Annotated in this window: 18 protein-coding genes; 7 read left to right on the top strand and 11 right to left on the bottom strand. The window is 74.2% G+C overall.

What is annotated here, in order from left to right; translation table 11 throughout:
* Positions 1–8 precede the first annotated feature (8 nt).
* Both IH45_RS0118090 and IH45_RS0118085 read left to right on the top strand, forming a co-directional pair.
* A complete protein-coding gene (locus tag IH45_RS0118090; RefSeq protein WP_063763014.1) occupies positions 9–1,625 on the top strand; it encodes a bifunctional 3'-5' exonuclease/DNA polymerase in 1,617 nt (538 codons plus the stop codon).
* Between the two features lie 128 nt (positions 1,626–1,753).
* The gene (locus IH45_RS0118085) at positions 1,754–2,887 is read left to right on the top strand and encodes an alpha/beta hydrolase (RefSeq protein WP_463607453.1); all 1,134 of its coding nucleotides are present in this window, start codon (positions 1,754–1,756) and stop codon (positions 2,885–2,887) included.
* On the opposite strand, the gene IH45_RS0118080 is transcribed toward IH45_RS0118085, so the two are convergent.
* On the bottom strand, positions 2,853–3,452 hold the full coding sequence (locus tag IH45_RS0118080; protein WP_030668810.1) for a TetR/AcrR family transcriptional regulator: 600 nt from the start codon (positions 3,450–3,452) through the stop codon (positions 2,853–2,855). The genes IH45_RS0118085 and IH45_RS0118080 overlap by 35 nt on opposite strands.
* Before the next feature lie 135 nt (positions 3,453–3,587).
* On the opposite strand from IH45_RS0118080, the gene IH45_RS0118075 reads away from it, so the two are divergent.
* Genes IH45_RS0118075 through IH45_RS0118065 form a run of 3 tightly spaced genes read left to right on the top strand, consistent with a single transcriptional unit; the run spans position 3,588 to position 5,721 of the window.
* The gene (locus IH45_RS0118075) at positions 3,588–4,286 is read left to right on the top strand and encodes a hypothetical protein (RefSeq protein WP_030668807.1); all 699 of its coding nucleotides are present in this window, start codon (positions 3,588–3,590) and stop codon (positions 4,284–4,286) included.
* 40 nt (positions 4,287–4,326) lie between these two features.
* Positions 4,327–5,250 (top strand): DeoR/GlpR family DNA-binding transcription regulator, encoded by a 924-nt coding sequence (locus IH45_RS0118070; RefSeq protein ID WP_078897632.1) that lies wholly within the window; start codon positions 4,327–4,329, stop codon positions 5,248–5,250.
* Positions 5,251–5,289: 39 nt separating this feature from the next.
* Complete coding sequence (locus IH45_RS0118065) at positions 5,290–5,721, top strand: RidA family protein (RefSeq protein ID WP_050514954.1); 432 nt, start codon at positions 5,290–5,292, stop codon at positions 5,719–5,721.
* Positions 5,722–5,829: 108 nt separating this feature from the next.
* Here IH45_RS0118065 and IH45_RS0118060 read toward each other — a convergent pair whose 3' ends face one another.
* The 8 genes from IH45_RS0118060 to IH45_RS0118025 form a co-directional block, all read right to left on the bottom strand.
* On the bottom strand, positions 5,830–6,669 hold the full coding sequence (locus IH45_RS0118060) for an arylamine N-acetyltransferase family protein (protein WP_030668801.1): 840 nt from the start codon (positions 6,667–6,669) through the stop codon (positions 5,830–5,832).
* 72 nt (positions 6,670–6,741) lie between these two features.
* Positions 6,742–8,370: a hypothetical protein gene (locus IH45_RS0118055; protein ID WP_030668798.1), complete on the bottom strand. Its 1,629-nt coding sequence runs from the start codon at positions 8,368–8,370 to the stop codon at positions 6,742–6,744.
* Between the two features lie 50 nt (positions 8,371–8,420).
* Entirely contained in the window at positions 8,421–9,299 is an 879-nt protein-coding gene (locus IH45_RS0118050; protein ID WP_030668795.1) for an ATP-binding cassette domain-containing protein, read from the bottom strand.
* Positions 9,296–9,775, bottom strand: a complete 480-nt coding sequence (locus IH45_RS0118045; protein ID WP_050514953.1) for a hypothetical protein — start codon at positions 9,773–9,775, stop codon at positions 9,296–9,298. Before IH45_RS0118045 ends, IH45_RS0118050 begins: the two co-directional genes overlap by 4 nt.
* Before the next feature lie 137 nt (positions 9,776–9,912).
* A complete protein-coding gene (locus IH45_RS0118040; RefSeq protein ID WP_234440577.1) occupies positions 9,913–11,238 on the bottom strand; it encodes a sensor histidine kinase in 1,326 nt (441 codons plus the stop codon).
* Positions 11,232–11,936, bottom strand: coding sequence for a response regulator (locus IH45_RS0118035; protein ID WP_030668789.1), 705 nt, complete (start codon positions 11,934–11,936; stop codon positions 11,232–11,234). The genes IH45_RS0118040 and IH45_RS0118035 overlap by 7 nt, the downstream gene beginning before the upstream one ends.
* A gap of 54 nt (positions 11,937–11,990) precedes the next feature.
* Positions 11,991–12,884, bottom strand: coding sequence for a glycerophosphodiester phosphodiesterase (locus IH45_RS0118030; protein ID WP_030668788.1), 894 nt, complete (start codon positions 12,882–12,884; stop codon positions 11,991–11,993).
* Between the two features lie 172 nt (positions 12,885–13,056).
* Positions 13,057–13,956, bottom strand: coding sequence for an MBL fold metallo-hydrolase (locus IH45_RS0118025; protein ID WP_030668786.1), 900 nt, complete (start codon positions 13,954–13,956; stop codon positions 13,057–13,059).
* Between the two features lie 206 nt (positions 13,957–14,162).
* On the opposite strand from IH45_RS0118025, the gene IH45_RS01000000143755 reads away from it, so the two are divergent.
* Both IH45_RS01000000143755 and IH45_RS0118015 read left to right on the top strand, forming a co-directional pair.
* Positions 14,163–14,387, top strand: coding sequence for a hypothetical protein (locus IH45_RS01000000143755; protein ID WP_032917718.1), 225 nt, complete (start codon positions 14,163–14,165; stop codon positions 14,385–14,387).
* Positions 14,384–15,817 (top strand): Asp-tRNA(Asn)/Glu-tRNA(Gln) amidotransferase GatCAB subunit A, encoded by a 1,434-nt coding sequence (locus tag IH45_RS0118015; RefSeq protein ID WP_030668784.1) that lies wholly within the window; start codon positions 14,384–14,386, stop codon positions 15,815–15,817. Before IH45_RS01000000143755 ends, IH45_RS0118015 begins: the two co-directional genes overlap by 4 nt.
* Positions 15,818–15,841: 24 nt before the next feature.
* Here the strand turns inward: IH45_RS0118015 and IH45_RS0118010 are convergent, their stop codons facing one another.
* Together IH45_RS0118010 and IH45_RS0118005 are read right to left on the bottom strand one after the other, a co-directional pair.
* A complete protein-coding gene (locus IH45_RS0118010; protein ID WP_030668782.1) occupies positions 15,842–16,366 on the bottom strand; it encodes a TetR/AcrR family transcriptional regulator in 525 nt (174 codons plus the stop codon).
* A 99-nt stretch (positions 16,367–16,465) separates the two neighbouring features.
* On the bottom strand, positions 16,466–17,278 hold the full coding sequence (locus IH45_RS0118005; protein ID WP_050514952.1) for an NAD(P)-binding domain-containing protein: 813 nt from the start codon (positions 17,276–17,278) through the stop codon (positions 16,466–16,468).
* Positions 17,279–17,286 lie beyond the last annotated feature (8 nt).

The following is a 17,286-nucleotide window of genomic DNA, read 5'->3' as shown; positions in this document are numbered from 1 at the left end:
CTTGTGCTGTGGACGGGGGCGGGCGGGCCGTCGGGACGCCGGTCCGGGCGGCGAGCGTGGTGGAGGCCGTACGGGCGTGTCCGCAGGCGGAGCGGTGGGTGTGGCGCTCGACCGCGGAGACGTACCGCGGACTGCTCGCTGCGGGGGTGCGCGTCGAGCGGTGCTACGACGTGGAGGCGGCCGAGGCGCTGCTGATCGGGCACGAGGAGGGACAGTCCGGCCAGCCGCGGTCGCTGGCCGCGGCGTGGGCGCGGCGGCACCGGCTGCCGGTGCCCGACGACCCGCCGGTGCGCGGCGCGGAGACGCAGCCGTCGCTGTTCGAGCCGGGCCCGGTGCCGCTGCCGCCCGGCGTGGACGAGTTCACGGCGCTGCTGGAGGTGTACGCCGGGCAGCTGGAGCGTACGGAGCGGGCCGAGCACCCGGACCGGATGCGCATGCTGCTGGCCGCGGAGTCGGCCGGGATGCTCGTGGCCGCCGAGATGACGCGCGCCGGGCTGCCGTGGCGGGCCGACGTGCACCGGGAGTTGCTGGACGAGCTGCTGGGCGAGCGGTATCCGGGCGGCCTGGAGCCGCGCCGGATGGCGGAGCTGGCCGAGGAGGTGTCGCGGGCGTTCGGGGAGGGCGTGCGGGTGCGCCCGGATCTGCCCGCCGAGATCGTCAGGGCGTTCGCCGGCGCCGGCATCGCGCTGCGCTCGACCCGTAAGTGGGAGTTGCAGGAGGTGCGGCACCCGGCGGTGGCGCCCCTCCTGGAGTACAAGCGGCTGTACCGGCTGCACACCGCGCACGGCTGGTCGTGGTTGCAGCAGTGGGTGCACGAGGGCCGGTTCCGCCCGGAGTACCTGCCCGGGGGCACGGTTTCGGGGCGCTGGACCACCAACGGCGGTGGCGCGCTGCAGATTCCGAAGGTGGTGCGCCGGGCCGTGGTGGCCGATCCGGGGTGGCGGCTGGTGGTCGCCGACGCCGAGCAGATGGAGCCGCGGGTGCTCGCGGCGGTCTCGCGGGACCGCGGCCTGATGGAGGTGGCGGGCAGCGGGCGCGACCTGTACGCGGACCTGGCGGCGCGGGCGTTCGGGGGTGACCGCGACCGGGCCAAACTGGCGCTGCTGGGGGCCGTTTACGGCCAGACGTCCGGGGACGCCCTCAAGCACATGGCGGACCTGCGGCGGCGCTATCCGGACGCGGTGGAGTACGTGGACACGGCCGCGCGTGCGGGCGAGGAGGGCCGTCTCGTACGGACCTGGCTGGGGCGTACGTGCCCGCCCGCCTCCGTGGCGCCGCCCGACGAGGCGGGCCTGCCGCAGGAGGAGGCACCGGCGTACGGGAGCACGGCGGCGGCCCGGGCCCGCGGCCGGTTCACCCGCAACTTCGTGGTGCAGGGCAGCGCCGCCGACTGGGCGCTGCTGATGCTGGCCGCGCTGCGCCGGTCGCTGGCGCCGCTCCGGGCGGAGCTGGTCTTCTTCCAGCACGACGAGGTGATCGTGCACGCCCCCGAGGAGGAGGCCCGGACGGCGGCCGGGGCCGTCGCGGAGGCCGCCGAGCTGGCGGGGCGGATCGCGTTCGGCGAGACGCCGGTCCGGTTCCCGTTCAGTACGGCGGTGGTGGAGTGCTATGCCGACGCCAAGTGAGGAGGGGTGCGAAATCAGGTGGAGACGTAGGCGGCAGGTAGAGACGTAAGCCGGGTGTCGGGGTAGGCGGGGAGGAGGGCCCCTCTGGGCCGGGCGAGTCCGAGTAGTGGGAGTGGTGAGTGCCTGCTGTGCATGTCGATCCTGAGCTGCGTGTCGATCCCGAGCTGCGTGTCGACCCTGAGCTGGTGCCCGTGCTGGAGCGGTTGCCGCCGATGCTCGATCCGTACGCGGACATCGCGGGCACCCGTGCCGGTCTGCACACGCTGGCCTGCCAGTTCCCGGCGGACCGCGCCGGGGTGGTGAGCGAGCGGTTCGGGGTGCCGCGGCCGGACGGTTCGCAGCTGTCGGTGGAGGTCTACCGGCCGGAGAACGCGCCGGGTGAGCCGTACGGGCCGGGGCCGTACGAGCCGGAGCCGCTGCCGTACGGGCCGGGCCCGCTGCCGTACGGGCCGGGCCCGCTGCCGTACAGGCCGGGCCCGCTGCCGGGCGTGCTGCACTTCCACGGCGGCGGTTACACGTTCGGGCAGGCGCCGCCCGGTGAGGACCGTACGGCGATCGAGCTGGTCCGCGCGGTGGGGGCCGCGGTGGTGTCCGTGGAGTACCGCCTCGCTCCGGAGCACCCGTGTCCGGCGGCGGTCGAGGACTGTTTCCTCGCCCTGGAGTGGACGGCCGGGCAGGCGGCGGCGCTCGGCATCGATCCCGCGCGCCTGGCGGTCGGCGGGCAGTCCGCCGGGGGCGGTCTCGCCGCCGCCGTCGCGCTGATGGCCCGCGACCGCGGCCGCCCGGCCCTCGTCCACCAGTCGCTCGTCGTACCCGACCTGGACGATACGGCCGGTACGCGACCGACACCCGCGGACGACGACCCGCGGCTGCCCGACGGCGCGTTCGTGCAGCGCGGCTGGCGGCATTACGTTCCCGAGGGGGCCGACGCGCACCCGTACGCGGCGGCGGCCCGCGCCGCCGACCTGCGCGGTCTGCCCGCCGCGTGCGTCGTCGTCTGCGGCCTCGACCCGCTGCGCGACACCGGGCTCACCTATGCCCGCCGGCTGGCGGACGCCGGTGTGCCGGTCGCGCTGCACCACGTACCGGGCGCATGGCACGGCTTCGAGATGTACGCACCGGAGACCCGGCTCGCGCGGGAGACGACGGCGTTCTGGACGGGGCGGCTGCGGGCTGCGCTGCACGGCGGGCACGAGGGCGACGCCGAAGAGGGACCTGGCCCCCGCCTCACCCCTCAGCCGTCATCACCAACCCCCGCGTGATCCGTACCATCGCCGCGACCAGCACCTCGCGCGGCTGCTCGGGGTGTTCCAGCCACCACAGGGCAAGCCCGTAGAGGGAGCTGCGGATCGCCTCGCCGAGCGGTTCCAGCTCGGCTTCCGGCAGGCCGGGGACGTACTCGCGCAGGAGCGTCACATCGGTGGCGCGCTGGCGGCGTTGCAGTTCGCGGTGGAATTCCTGCACCTCCGGGTCGCCGGTGGTGTCGCGGAACATCATGCGCCAGGTGTACGGGTGGCTCCGCACATGCCCGAACCACGCGTCGTACATCGCCTCCATGCGCGTGAGCAGGTCGCCCTCGCCGTGCAGGAGCTGCTGGACGGGCGCGGCGGCGAGTTCGTCGCGGTGGCGTTCCAGGAGGGCGAGGTGGAGTTCCTTCTTGGAGTCGAAGTGGCGGTAGAGCATCGGTTTGCTCAGGTCCGCCCCGGCGGCGATGTCGCCGATGGTGGTGGCGGCGTAGCCGCGCTCGGCGAAGAGGCGGGCGGCGGTGTCCTCGATGCGCCTGCGGGTCTCGGCGCGGGCCGCGCGCGTCCGGTCGATGTCGCTCATGGGCTCGCCTTCGCGGTGACTTCGGCGGATACTGGGGCGTGTACTCAAGCGTGTAACGATGAGTATACGCAGTAGTAACTACGGCTGAGGGGGATCGGACCAAGGGTCCGGCCGCCCCTGGAACGGGGTACGAAAGTGATCGTTTCCGTGCATCTCGCCGACATCGGCCTCCGCGCCGCCCGCGACGTCCTGCGCTCCCGCCCGCGCCCCGGCGCCCTCCCCGGACTGCGGCACGCGCAGACCGCGCTGACCGGCGACATCGCGGCCGGGCTGCCGCGGCTGCGCCCGGGGCGGGCCGCGCTGATCGCCTCGTGGGACGACGACGCCGCCCTGGACCGCTTCCTGGCGGACCATCCGCTGGCCGGTCACTTCGCCTCCGGGTGCCATGTGCGCCTCGAACCGCTCGGGGTACGGGGTTCCTGGTCCGGCCTGCCCGTCGAGGTCGCGCCCGACACCCGCCCGGCGGACGACGACGAGCAGGTCGTGGTGCTCACCCTGGGCGAGACCCGGCTCCGCCGCCTGGGGCCGTTCCTGCGCGCCAACTCCCGGGCGTCCGGGCCGGCCGCCGCCGACCCGGCCATGACGGTGTCGGCCGCGCTGGCCCGGCCGCCGCGCTTCGTGGGCACCTTCTCCGTATGGCGCAGTCTGCGCGAGATGACGGCGTACGCCTACGGTGACCGGCGTCCGGAGCACCGGGAGACGGTCGCGGCGCACCGGGTACGGCCGTTCCACCACGAGGCGGCGTTCGTCCGCTTCCGCCCGTACGCGGCGCGCGGAACGCTCGACGGCCGGGCCCTGTGCGAGGCGGCGGCCCCGGGCGTGACCACGCCATAGACTCGGCGGACAGCCGAGCACGTACGGAAAGGGATCAGCGTTGGCCGACACCGGAGCAACTCCAGACGCCTCGGCACCGGCCACGGGAGCGGACCGGTCCGCGAAGAGCGACGACAGGGGCGACGGCAAGCCCGTCGGCAAGGCCGGTGACAAGCCCGGCGGGGCCGCGGTTCCCGAGGGGAAGCTGAGCCCCAAGGACCGGCGCAAGCGGATCGCGGACCGGGTGCTGGCCGAGGGGCAGGTCAGCATCGAGGACCTGGTCCAGGAGCTGGGCGTCAGTCAGATGACGGTCCACCGCGACCTGGACTCGCTGGAGCACCAGGGCTGGCTGCGCAAGGTGCGCGGCGGGGCGACCGCCGCGCCCAACGCCCTGTTCGAGTCGAACGCGCGCTGGCGCGGCAATGAGCAGGTGGCGGCGAAGGAGGCGATCTGCGCGGCGGCGCTGGCCATCGCCGAGCCCGGCCAGGCCGTGATCATCGACGATTCCAGTACGGCGCTGCCGCTGGCCCGCTCGCTCGCCTCACGCGGCGCGTACACGGTCATCACCAACTCGCTCCAGGTGATCAACGAGCTGGCCGAGGAGCCGGACATCCGGGTGATCGCGCTGGGCGGCGAGTACCACGCGGCCTTCAACGCCTTCCTCGGCATGTCCACGGCCGACATCGCCCGCAGCTTCCGCGCCGATGTGGCCTTCCTGTCCACCTCCGCCGTCGACAACGGCCACTGCTACCACCAGGCGCAGGAGAACGTGCTGGTCAAGCGGGCGCTGATGGCGGCGGCGCGGCGCCGGGTGCTGCTGGTGGACCACTCCAAGTTCGGCCGCCAGGCGCTGTACGAGCTGGCGCCGCTGGCCGATTTCGACCTCGTCATCTCGGACGAACGGCTTCCGCAGGAAGAGCGGGACGCGCTGCAATCCCTGGGAGTGCGGTACGAGTTGGCCGCGGAGGGCGCACACCGGGCCTGAAGCGCGGAGGGGCACACCGGACATGAAGGGGGCACATCGGTGACGAGTGGGGAACAAGGGCCCGGCGGGACCGGCGGCTTCGAGCGGGTGAATCCGCCTGACCTGTCGCCGCCGACCGGCTTCAGCCACGCCGTACGGGCCACGCCCGGGACGATCGTGTTCCTGGCCGGGCAGACCGCGCTGGACGGGACGGGCCGCATCGTCGGTGACGGCGTCGTCGAGCAGTTCGAGCGAGCGCTGAGCAATCTGCTGACCGCCGCCGGGGCCGCCGGTGCGGGCCCCGGCGACCTGGCCAAGCTGACGGTCTACGCCGTGGACGTGGCCGACTACCGCAGCAACGCGGCGGCCATCGGGCAGGTGTGGAAGCGGCTGGTCGGCGGCGACTACCCGGCGATGGCGGTGATCGGCGCGACGCGGCTGTGGGACGAGGCGGCGCTGGTGGAGATCGAGGGGTTCGCGGTCGTACGGTAACCGCGCCCGGCCGCTCACCGGGGCCTGCCCTCGGCCCGCACCGAGGACCTGCGGGCCGAGGACCTGCGGGCCGAGGACCTGCGGGCCGATGACCCGCATCGGCCTGCCCTACGCCACCGGCTGTTCCCGGTGCAGGGCCACCAGATCGGCCGCGTCCCGCCCGTCCAGTACGAGGCCGAAGTCCGACTCCAGTACGGCCGGCAGTTCCTCGGCCGGGACCTGGCGCACCACCCGGGACCAGTCGGGGCGGGTCAGCGTCAGCTCCGTGCCGATCAGGGTGCGCCGCAGGTCGGGGCCGGGCTGCTGGACCACCAGCCGGCCGGTGAACGGCGAGCGCGGGTGGGTGGAGATGTAGTAGTTGAAGACGCCGTAGTCGGCCGGGTAACGCGCCTCCGTGCCGAAGGCGTACAGGTCGAACCAGCCGTCCTCGTGCCGCGACCGCAGCACCCAGGTGCCGTCCGCGCCTTCCCGTACCAGGCCGAACGTCCAGCCGCCCTGCCGCGCCTCGATGCCCTCGCGCAGCGGGAGCGGCGCCAGCAGCGCCTCGCCGCCGAAGCCGACATCGGTGATCCAGTCCTCGCCGTCCAGCCGCACCCTGAGCAGTGCGTGCGTGACCGGCCGGATCTTGGCATCGCCCATGCGGATACGGGCGCCCAGCCCCGAGACGTCGAAGCCGAGCCGGTCCAGGGCGGCGGCGTACAACAGGTTCTGCTCGTAGCAGTAGCCGCCGCGGCGGCGGCCGACCATCTTCTCCTGGAGGGACTTCAGGTCCAGCAGGACCGGCCGTCCGAGGACGATCTCCAGGTTCTCGAAGCCGAAGGTGGCCGCGTGGCGGGCGTGCAGTTCCCGCAGGGTGGCCTCCGTCGGCGTGCGCTCGCCCGCGTATCCGATGCGTGCCAGGTACGCGTCGAGGTCCAGCTGGTCCCCGCCCCAGACGGTGTCGCTCATGGTCGGTCTCTGCTCCTTAGGTGCCCTGGGGCGGCCGCTTCCGTACGGTCGGCAGCGTGCCGCCCTTCGACCCTACGAGACGGCCGGGGCCCGGCGCAGAGGGCCCGCCGCTGCCACGACCCCGGCCAGCAGCAGGGCGGCGAGCCCGGCGACGAGCAGGGGGGAGAGCGCGGCCGGCCGGCCTTCGGCCCGGGTCGCGCCCATGTAGTCGAGCAGCGGCAGCCCGTTGAAGACGCAGTACCAGAGCGGGAGGTACAGGGCCTGGAAGAGGCGGTGGGTACGGGAGAGCGAGCCCAGCGCCAGGGCCAGCGCTGGAATGAAGAGCGCACCGCCCGCCCAGGAGGCCACGCCCGGCCAGTCCCCCGCCATCGCCAGCCGCAGCAGCGGTACGGACCCGGCTGCCGCCGTGAGGGCGAAGCCCGCGGACCACTCGGCCAGCGCGCGGCGGCGGCCGGCCGGGTAGCTGCCGAGCAGGGCCTGCACCCCGTGCTCGTGGCGCTGGGCGCCGAGCCGGGACCAGATCAGTACGGGCCAGATCCAGGCCAGCGGCAGGACCACCCGGGCCGCGCCCGCCGTGGGCACACACAGGCCCACGATGGAGATCAGGGCGGCGCCGGTCCACCACCACCAGGCGACGCCTTGGAGAAGGATGCGGAGTTCGCCCAGGAGAAGGCCGTGGAAGGTAGCGCCGGGGGGTGTGGCGGAGGCGAAGCTCAGGGACGGAAGAGGCCGGTGGGCAGGGGAGGGGGGTGCCGTGGTGGGGCCGTGGGGCGGGGGCGGCCCCGGGACGATCCCCGGGGCCGCCGCCTGCACCCTCCGGCCGGCCGTCGCGCCGCGCGCTCCCCCGCGCGCCGGATCGAAGCGGCCGAACCAGAGGGCGGGCAGCAGGGCCAGCGCCGCGGCGGCGAGGACAAGGCCCGCCCGGCCCAGCACGAAGCCCTGCTCCGGCGTGAAGCCGTGCCACACGAACGTGCGCAGCGGCTGGTCAAGGTAGGTGAACCCGAGGCTGAACTCGCCTGTCACGTGGGCATGTTGGGCGGCCAGGTCGCCCGCCATCGAGGCCACCGCGCCGTGTACGCCGATGCCGCCGAGCGGGGCGTCCGGCCGCTGGCCGCCCAGGACCAGCACCATCCACACGAAGAACCAGACGACGTTGCCCACCCCGCCGCGCAACACCGGCAGCGACTCGAACAGCAGCGCAGCGGCCCCGGTGACGACCATCAGCGGCAGCGCGACCACCACGAACGGCTTCAGCAGCGCCACCGGATCGATGCGGTACGACTCGCCGCGCGCCAGCTGCATGACCACCGCGGTGACCGCCAGCACGCCCAGCATCGAGACCAGCACCAGCACGTTGCTCAGCAGCTTCGACGCGAAGTAGCCCGTGGTCCGCAGCGGGGTGGCCGCCAGCAGCCGCCCCACACCCGAACGCTCGTCCCTGGCCAGGGCGTTGCGTACGACGTAGAACCCGGCCAGCGGCAGCCACAGCGCCGCGGCGAGGGCGGTGGCGACACCGACATACGCGCTGTTGTACGTGCCCCGGAAATCGCCGATCTGGAGGATGACCCAGTGCGATGCGGGCTGCGGAACGGCGAGGTAGCCCAGGAGGACGGCGGCCAGCAGCGTCACCGCGTACGCAGGGCGACGCACCCGGTCACGGACGTCGCCCAGCGCCAGCCGGCCGAGCCTGCCGATGCCCATCGGAACCGGAAGCCTGCCGATGCCCGTCGAAACCGGAAGCCCGCCGACGCTCATCGGACGCCTCCCGCGCCGACCGTCGCCAGGTACGCGTCCTCCAGGTCGGGTGTCCGCTGCACCGCACCCTCGTACGGCCGGACCGGCGACAGCAGCCGTACCCGTACCCCTTCGGGTGCCCGGACCATCCGGCTGACGACGTGCCGCGCCTGCACCGCCGCCACGTCCTGCGTGCCGACCAGCACCTCCCACACCTGCCCGGCCACCTCGGCGAGCAGTTCCTCCGGCGTGCCGCGGCGCAGCAGCCGGCCGCCCGCGACGACGGCGATGTCCCCGGCGACCGACTCGATGTCGGAGACGATGTGGGTGGAGAGCAGCACGACGCGCTCCATGGCCAGTTCGGCGAGCAGATTGCGCAGCCGGGCCCGCTCCTCGGGGTCCAGGCCCGCGGTCGGCTCGTCTACGATGATCACCTTGGGGTCGGCGAGCAGGGCCTGCGCGATGCCGACGCGGCGCAGCATGCCGCCCGAGTACGCGCCCAGCGGGCGGCGGGCCGCCTCCGTCAGGTTGAGCAGTTCCAGCAGTTCGCCGATGCGGGTGCGGGCCCGGCCCGCGGGTACGCCCTTGGCGGCGGCGAGGTAGGCCAGGAACTCGCGGGCCGTCAGGTTCGGATAGACGCCGAAGTCCTGCGGGAGGTAGCCCAGGGCGGCGCGCAGCGGCCCGGGGCGCCGCACCGCGTCCTCACCGTCGTAGCGGAGCTGTCCGGCGGTGGGCCGGGTGAGGGTGGCGGCGATGCGCATCAGGGAGGACTTGCCGGCGCCGTTCGGGCCGAGCAGGCCCAGCAGGCCGGGGCCCATGCGGAGGGTCAGGCCGTCCACGGCCTGCTTGCCACCGCGGTAGACCTTGCTGACACCGAGGAGTTCGAGGGTGGTCATGCGCGGGTGTGGTCCTTGCCGTGCGAGGTGTTCCGGCCGTCCTGCGGGCCCTTCTTCACGCCGCCGTCCCGTTCCTTCTTCGCTCCGCCGTCCAGCTCCGTCTTCGCGCCGTCGCGCAGGACGGCCACGCCGCGCGGCACCTCGACCTTGAAGCGCGCGTCGCAGATGGCCAGGCCGGTGCACCCGGCCTGGAGGTCGAGGGTGTCCCCCGTCAGCTCCCACCGCAGCGTCTTCGTGCCGCTCTTCGCGTCGAACCAGCGGGTGACCTTGATGTCCTTGCGGTCGGTGGCGACCAGGTCGGCCGGGATCTCGTGGGTCTTCACGTTCAGCGTCCGGCCGGTGAAGGGGAACGTCTTCACCGCGGGTGCGGCGGACTTGGCGTCCACGGAGCAGCCGGTCAGGACGAGGGCGGCCAGCGGGGCGGCGACGGCCGCCGCGAGGCGGAAGCCGGTCGTACGGGTGCTGCGTGGAACCACCGGAATCGCTCCTCCGAGGTGCGGGAATGGGTGCACCTCCGAGGATCGGGGGCCGGCGGCCGGGGCACATCTGCCGTTCGGCAGATATCGCGCGGCGGTCCGGAGAGCGGCCTCGGCGGACCGTCCGGCGTCCCGGTTCAGGCCGTCGGGAGTACGGCGCGCACCCGCCAGCCCGCCCCGTGCCGCCCGTACGCCAGCGTGCCGCCGAGCGCTTCGACGCGTGCGGTGAGGGCGGCGAGGCCGGTGCCGCCGCCGTGCCGAGGGAGGCCCAGCGGTCCCGCCGGACGGCCGCCGCCGTCGTCGGTGACCGTCACCGCCACCCCGCGGCCGTCCCCCGGCCCGTCACCGGCCGGTGCGCCGGTGACCTCCACGCTCACCAGGCCCGCACCGGCCGCGTGCCGCCGGATGTTGGTCAGCGCTTCCAGTACGACCCGGTGTACGGCGTCCTCGGCGGCGCGGGGCAGGGTGCCGGGCAGGGCGTCGTCGAGCGTGAGCGACGCCTGTACGCCGGTCGCCCCGAACCGTTCGACCATCTCGGCCAGGTCCGCCAGCCCGTACAGCCGGGTCGGCGGAAGCTCGCCTCCGTCGGCCGCGCCGCCGTGCCGGTGAGCGTCCGGGCCGTCGGCCGCCGCCTGGCCCTCCGGGTCGCGCAGGGTCCGTACCGTACGGTCCATCGAGTCCAGTGCGCGCAGGCCCGCGTCCTCCAGCCGGGCCAGCAGCTCCGCCGTCTGCTCCCGGTCGTACTCGGCGAAGCGCGCGGCCTGCACCTCCAGCACGATGCCGGTGATCTCGTGCGCCACGAAGTCGTGCAGGTCACCGGCGACTTCGAGGCGCTGGTCGCGGCGGGCCTGCGCCACCGCGCGGTGACGGCGGTCCTCCTGGGCCCGCAGGTACAGCGCGAGGCCGCCCACGCCCACCGCGACGAACAGGGCCAGTGCGCTCACCAGGACGGCCGCCCCGCTCTTCACGGGCGGATCGGCGTGCAGGAACCGCAGCGGCAGCAGGACGAACGCCGCCACCGCCAGGAACCCGCCCACGGCGGCCTGCCGGGCCGGTGCGCGGCGGATCTGCCGGGCGGCCAGCAGGAGCAGCGCCGGAGCCTCGGCGAACTCCCACAGGGCCGCGTAGCTCTTCGGCCCCCGGTAGACGAGGTCGACGGTGAGGGACAGCACGGCCGCGGTGACCACGGCGGCGGTGAGGGTGATCCGGCCCCACGGCCGGCTCCGGCCCCACGGCCGGCGCATCGGCGCGACGAACGCGGCCACGACGGCGGGCAGCGCCGCGACCAGGGCTTCGAGCGGTGCCCCGCCCCGGACCAGCGGCACCGGCAGGAGCAGGCACAGTGCCCCGGCAGCGGACCAGGCCGTCCGCCGCCCCGACACCACGCCGCCGTCCGGCGTCCCGGCCCCCGGCGTCCCGGCCCCCGGTGTTCCGGGCCTGCGTATCCCGCCGAAGCTCACCACCGCGGAGCCTCCCGCCCCGCGTATCCCATCTCCCAGGCGTGCACCGCGATGCCGACCCGGTTCCGTACGCCCAGCTTGCGCTGGATGCTGGCGACGTGGGTCTTGACCGTGCCCGGCGAGATGAACAGTTCACGGGCGATGTCGGCGTTGGTCAGGCCCGCGGCCACCTGCCCGGCGATCTCGGTCTCGCGCTCGGTCAGCGCCTCCAGGGCGCGGGGCGCGGCGGGCCGGGAGCCGGTGACGTGCTTGAGCAGCCGGACCGTGATCGAGGGGCTGATCAGGCTGTCCCCGGCGACCGCGGCGCGCACGGCTTCGACCAGCAGCGTCGGGCCCGAGCGCTTCAGCAGGAAGCCGCAGGCGCCGTGCCGCAGCGCGGGGTACACATACTCGTCCAGGTCGAAGGTGGTCACGACGACGACCCGGACCTTGGGCAGCGGCCCGGCCGTACCGTCCGCCGGGCCGGGGCCCGTTCCGGTACCGCTGCCGGCCAGCCTGCGGGTGACCTCCAGACCGTCCATGCGCGGCATACGGATGTCCACGAGGGCCACGTCGGGCCGCAGGGCGCGGGCCGCCTCCAGGGCCGCCACACCGTCCGCCGCCTCGCCGACCACCTCGATGTCCGGCCGGCTCTCCAGTATCCGCCGCAGCCCCCGGCGGACCATCTCCTGATCGTCCGCGATCAGCACCCGAATCGTCACGACCGGTCATCCTGTCATGACGGCCGTCGGCGGCCCCGGGTAAGCCCCCGCGGATCAGACGATGACCCCGTCGAAGCCGTAAGCCGCGGCGATCCGGTTGTAGTTCCGCGGCGGCACGTCCCAGGCGAAGACCTCCATCCGGTCGCCGTGCACGCCGTGCAGCCGGTGGACGGCGGCCACGTACTGCGCGTTCACCTTGGAGAGCTGGGGATTGATCTGGTCCGCGTAACGCGCGTACGAGGCCAGGGAGTTGACCGGCGGGTTACCGAGGAAGCCCGTGCGGACCTGGGGCACGAGGCCGTGCACCGTGCGCACGCTGCCCGCGCTGAAGCTCTGCACCACCAGCTTGCGGCGTACGTGGCCGCGGTCGAGCCAGCCCGCGCCCGCGAGTTCCCTGACGATGCGGGACTCGATGCCGGGGTACTGCTGCGGGCTCTTGATCTCCAGGAGCAGCCGCAGGTCGCGGTCCTCCATGCGCCGCAGGAACTCCCTGAGCGTCGGCACCCGTTCCCGCGCGAAGCGCTTGCCGAACCAGCTCCCGGCGTCCAGCCGCGCGATCTCGGCGGCCGTGAAGTCCCGTACCCGCCAGGGCGAGCGCTGGGGGAAGACCTGCTCGACGTTGGTGGTGCGGGCCAGCGTGGTGTCGTGCACCACCACCAGCTTCCCGTCCCGGGTCTGCTGTACGTCGTTCTCCACCCACTCGAAGCCCTGGCGCTCCGCCGCGTCCACCGCGGCGAGGGTGTTCTCCGGTGCCGCCCGGGAGGCGCCGCGGTGCGCCACGACGACCGGGCCGCCGAACCAGGGGAACCGCACGGCGTCGGCCAGCGGAGCCGCCACCCGGCCCACCGTCGAACTGGCATTCGCCGTCCCCGTGCTCAGGGGGGTCAGGGCCGCGAGCAGCAGTGCGCATCCGGTGGCCGCCACGACACGGAACGATCTCTGGTTCATCGAAGGGCCTCCCGGGCACGCAACCGCAGTCGGGGAACGACTGCGGCGGACAGCAACGACTGCGACAGCCTTGCCCCGATATGCCCTTAAGCATTCAAAAATGCCGCCATGCGGGGCGCGCACTCCGGGTAGCGCACGCCCCGGCGCGCGAGGCGATCGCGGGGCCGCCCCCTCACCTCTCGCCGGCCACCAACCGGTACGCCCCCTCCTCCGTACCGTCCCGCCGCACCAGGCCGCCGGTCGGCGCGGAGAAGTGGCTGCCGAGCAGCAGGGCCCCGGTGCGCGCCACCTCGTCGAGGAGGCGCCGGCGGGTCCGTACGGCCTCCTCCGGGTCGATGTCCACGCTGCTGCACAGGCCGGGGTGGGCGAGTTGTACGGGGTGGTGCACGCAGTCGCCGGTGATGAGGGCCGACTGCCCCTGGCTGCGCAGGGCGACCGCGCTCTGGCCGGGAGTGTGGCCGGGCGCCGGGACGAGGGTGAGCCCCGGAACGATCTCCGTGCCGGGCCCGTCGACATCGATCAGGTCCAACTGGCCGTGATCTCGTACGGGTTCGACCGAGTCGCGGAACATCTGGCGGCGGCTCTCCTCCATCTCGACGCCGGACCAGTAGGCGTACTCGGCGCGCGCGGTGAGGTAGCGGGCGCGGGGGAACGTCGGGCGCCAGCTGCCGTCGGGGGCGAGGCGGGTGTTCCAGCCGACATGGTCCGCGTGGAGGTGCGTGAGGATCACGTAGTCGACGCTCTCCGGCGGGAAACCGGCGGCGGCCAGCCGGTCGAGATAGGGCGTGTCGAGCTGGTGCCAGGCCGGGTTGGCGCGCGTCTTGCCGTTGCCGATGCCGGTGTCGACCAGGACGCGCAGGCCGCCGATCTCCAGCGCGAAGGTCTGCACGGCGGCGCGGAGGGTGCCGTCGGAGCGCGCGAACGCCGGCGCGAGCCAGGGCACGTCGGTGACGAGATCGGGCGTCGCGCCGGGGAGCAGCCAGGCGCCGGTCTCGGGCGGCAGCGCCACCTCGTCGATGCGGTGCACGACGATGTCGCCGATGTGCCAGGGGGATTGGGGCCGATCGGTCATGGGGGTCTCCGTACGGGCGGGAGCAGGAAAGGGATGAGGCCGAGGCCGGGGAGGCGCGCGACCGGCACCCCGTAAAAGCTAAGCATTTGCGTTTGGCGAGCCTAGCGCCCTACGCTCACCAAACGCAAAGCCTTTGCTTTAGTGCGCCCCGCAAGGGCGCCGCGCGCCGCCCCCTCCCCGCCCCTCCCCCTTCCCACGGAGGCCCCGTGTCCAGCCCCGCACACCCGCCGCTCCCGCCCGACCACCTCGCCCACCTGGCCCGACGCGCCGGACTGCCGCTCCCCTCCGGCCGCCTGGCCGATGTCGCGGCGACCGTGCACGCCATCGACACGGTTCTCGGCTCGCTGCGCGACGTACCGCTGGGCGAGACCCCGCCCGCACCCTCCTTCACCGCCGTGCCCGGCGCCCCCGCCTCCCGGAGGACCTCATGAGCCACCTGCCCTCCGAGCCCTACCGGCTCTCGCTGACCGAAGCCGCCCGCCTCATCGCGAACCGTTCCCTCTCCCCCGTCGAACTCACCGCCTCCGTCCTCGACCGGGCCGAGGCCGTGGAACCGAAGCTCGGCGCCTATGTGTCGGTGGCCCGCGAGGCGGCGCTGCGGTCCGCCGCCGAGGCCGAGCGGGAGATCGCCGCCGGGCAGCTGCGGGGCCCGCTGCACGGCGTCCCGGTGGCGCTGAAGGACCTGATCGACGTCGCGGGCGTACCGACCACGGCCAGTTCCCGGGTACGGGCGGACCACGTACCGGACGCCGATGCCGCCGTGACGGAGCGGCTGCGCGCGGCCGGCGCTGTGCTGACCGGCAAGACCCACACCCACGAGTTCGCGTACGGGCTGACCACCCCGCAGACCCGTAACGCCTGGTCGCCCGAGCACATACCCGGCGGCTCCAGCGGGGGTTCCGCGGCGGCCGTCGCCGCCGGGGCGGCCACCTTCGCCCTCGGTACGGACACCGGCGGCTCGATCCGCGTCCCCGCCGCCCTCAACCACGTCGTCGGACTGAAGCCGACGTACGGCCTGGTCCCCCGGCACGGCGTGACGTCCCTGTCGTGGTCGCTGGACCACGTGGGCCCGCTCACCCGTACGGCGGGGGACGCGGCGCTGGTCCTCCAGGCGCTCGCCGGACCCGACCCGCGTGATCCGGCGTCCCTCGCCCACCCGCGTGAGGACTACACCCGCGCCCTCGGCACGCCGGTCGCCGGACTGCGCGTCGGCATCCCCGCCAACTACTACTTCGAGCGCGTACAGCCGCAGGTCGCGACGGCGGTCCGGGCCGCCGTCGACGCGCTCACCGCACTCGGCGCCACCGCCGTGCCCGTACGCGTACCGCTGACCGAGTACGTGCACGCCGCGCAGTGGGGCCTGATGGTCCCGGAGGCCACCGCGTACCACCAGGACATGCTGCGGGCCGCGCCCGACCTGTACGCCGACGACGTGCGCATCCTCCTGGAGGCGGGCGAGTTCGTCCCGGCGACCGACTACATCCGCGCCCAGCGCACCCGGACGCTCATGCACCAGCGGTGGCTGGCACTGTTCGACGGTACCGACGACGCCGCGGGCCATGGCGGTATCGACGCGATCGTGGCCCCGGCCGTCCCCGCCACCGCCGCCCGTGCCGGGCAGTCGGAGTTCACCTGGCCCGACGGCTCGGCCGAGTCGGTCTCCGACGCCTACGTACGGCTCTCCGCGCCCGCCAACCTCACCGGCTTCCCGGCGCTCTCCGTGCCCGTCGGCCGCGACGCCGATGGCTTGCCGATCGGCATGCAGCTGATCGGCCGTCCACTGTCCGAAGCCACCCTGCTCCAGCTGGCGCACGCCTACGAGACCGCCCACCGGCCGGTGCCGGAACTCGCGCCGCTGTAGCCGTCAGGCGGGCAGCTGTAGCCGTCAGGCGGGCAGCAGCCGCTCCACCAGGCTCCGGGCGTAAGCCGCCGCGCCCGCCCCCGTCTCCGGTCCGGGGCGGAACAGGATGCGGTACATCATCGGCGCCACGAGGTGGTCCATGACCGCCTCCGGCTCCGGTGCCGCCTCGCCCCGGGCGAGCGCCCGGTCCAGGACGATGCGGACCTGATCGGCGGCGTAGCCGGAACACTGCCCGGCGTTGCCGCCGTCCGGGTCGCCGGCCAGCGCGTCCCGGATGTACGCGCGGCCGGCCGCGGACGCCATCTCCTCCAGGAAGCGCTCGGCCCAGTCACCGAGATCGGCCCGCAGCGAGCCGTGGTCCTCCGGCGGCCCCTCCGGCCGCAGCCGCTCCACCGCCACGTCCGACAGCAGTTCCTGGAGGTCGCCCCAGCGCCGGTACACGGTGGACGGCGTCACCCCGGCGCGCGCCGCGATGACCGGCACGGTCAGCCCGTCCCGGCCCCGCTCCGCGATCAGCTCCCGTACGGCCCGGTGCACCGACTCCTGCACCCGCGCGCTGCGGCCACCGGGGCGGGCGGCCTTGCGGGCGCCGCCCTGGGCGCCCGCCGTCCCGCTTCCCGTGTTCTTGCTGGCATTCACCAGCCCACCTTAACGCGAATTATTTGCGTCAAGGCTGTCCGGCGTCCGCTGCCCGGCGCCTCCCAGGTGCGCGAGGAGAGCGTCGAGCGTTTCCTTGAGCGCGTCGGCGTTCTTCTCGTCGAACCAGGTCGTGCGGACGCGCTCGTTGCTCCCGTTCGGCGTCTCGTGGTCGGCCACGAGCCGGGGCAGCGGCCGGGAGCCGTCGCCCAGGGCCCGTCCGACGTCCTGGAACAGACTGCGCAGGTACTGGTCCGCGTCCTCGGCCGGAATGCCCTGGCCCGCGGCCCACTCGGTCAGCGTGGCGAGGTACGCGTAGTGGCTGGTGATGGTTCCCGTAAGGGCGGAGAAGACGTTGAACGACGCCTCGTCCGCCAGCGGCAGTGCGCCACCGAGCGTGCCGAAGAGCGCCGCGGCGGCGGGGTGGTCCGGGCAGACGACGGTGACCGAGGTGCGGCTGCGGACGGCGGGGAGCGGGATCGCCCGTACGACCGGCGCCGCGGTGCCGAGGGTGCGGCGCACTTCGTCGATCGCCACCCCGGCGACCACGCTGACCACGACCCGGTCCGCCGGAACCGTGAGTCCGGCGAGGGCTTCGGCGCACTGGCCGGGGCGGACGGCGAGGACGATCAGCGTGGCGCGGTCGATCACGTCCTGGTTGCCGGAGCAGACCCGCACGGTGGGGTGGCAGCCGGCCAGGTCGGCTGCCGTGCCCGCCCCCCTCGGCGAGAGGAAGATCTCCGGCGGGGCGCCTTCCCCCGCGCACAGCCCCTCCACCATGGCGCGGGCTATCTCGCCCACACCGATGATCCCGATGCGCGCCATCACGGCTC

This window comes from Streptomyces rimosus subsp. rimosus (genome assembly GCF_000720725.1).
GTDB classification, from domain to species: Bacteria; Actinomycetota; Actinomycetes; order Streptomycetales; family Streptomycetaceae; genus Streptomyces; species Streptomyces rimosus_A.
This window is presented reverse-complemented; position numbering and strand designations above follow the sequence as displayed.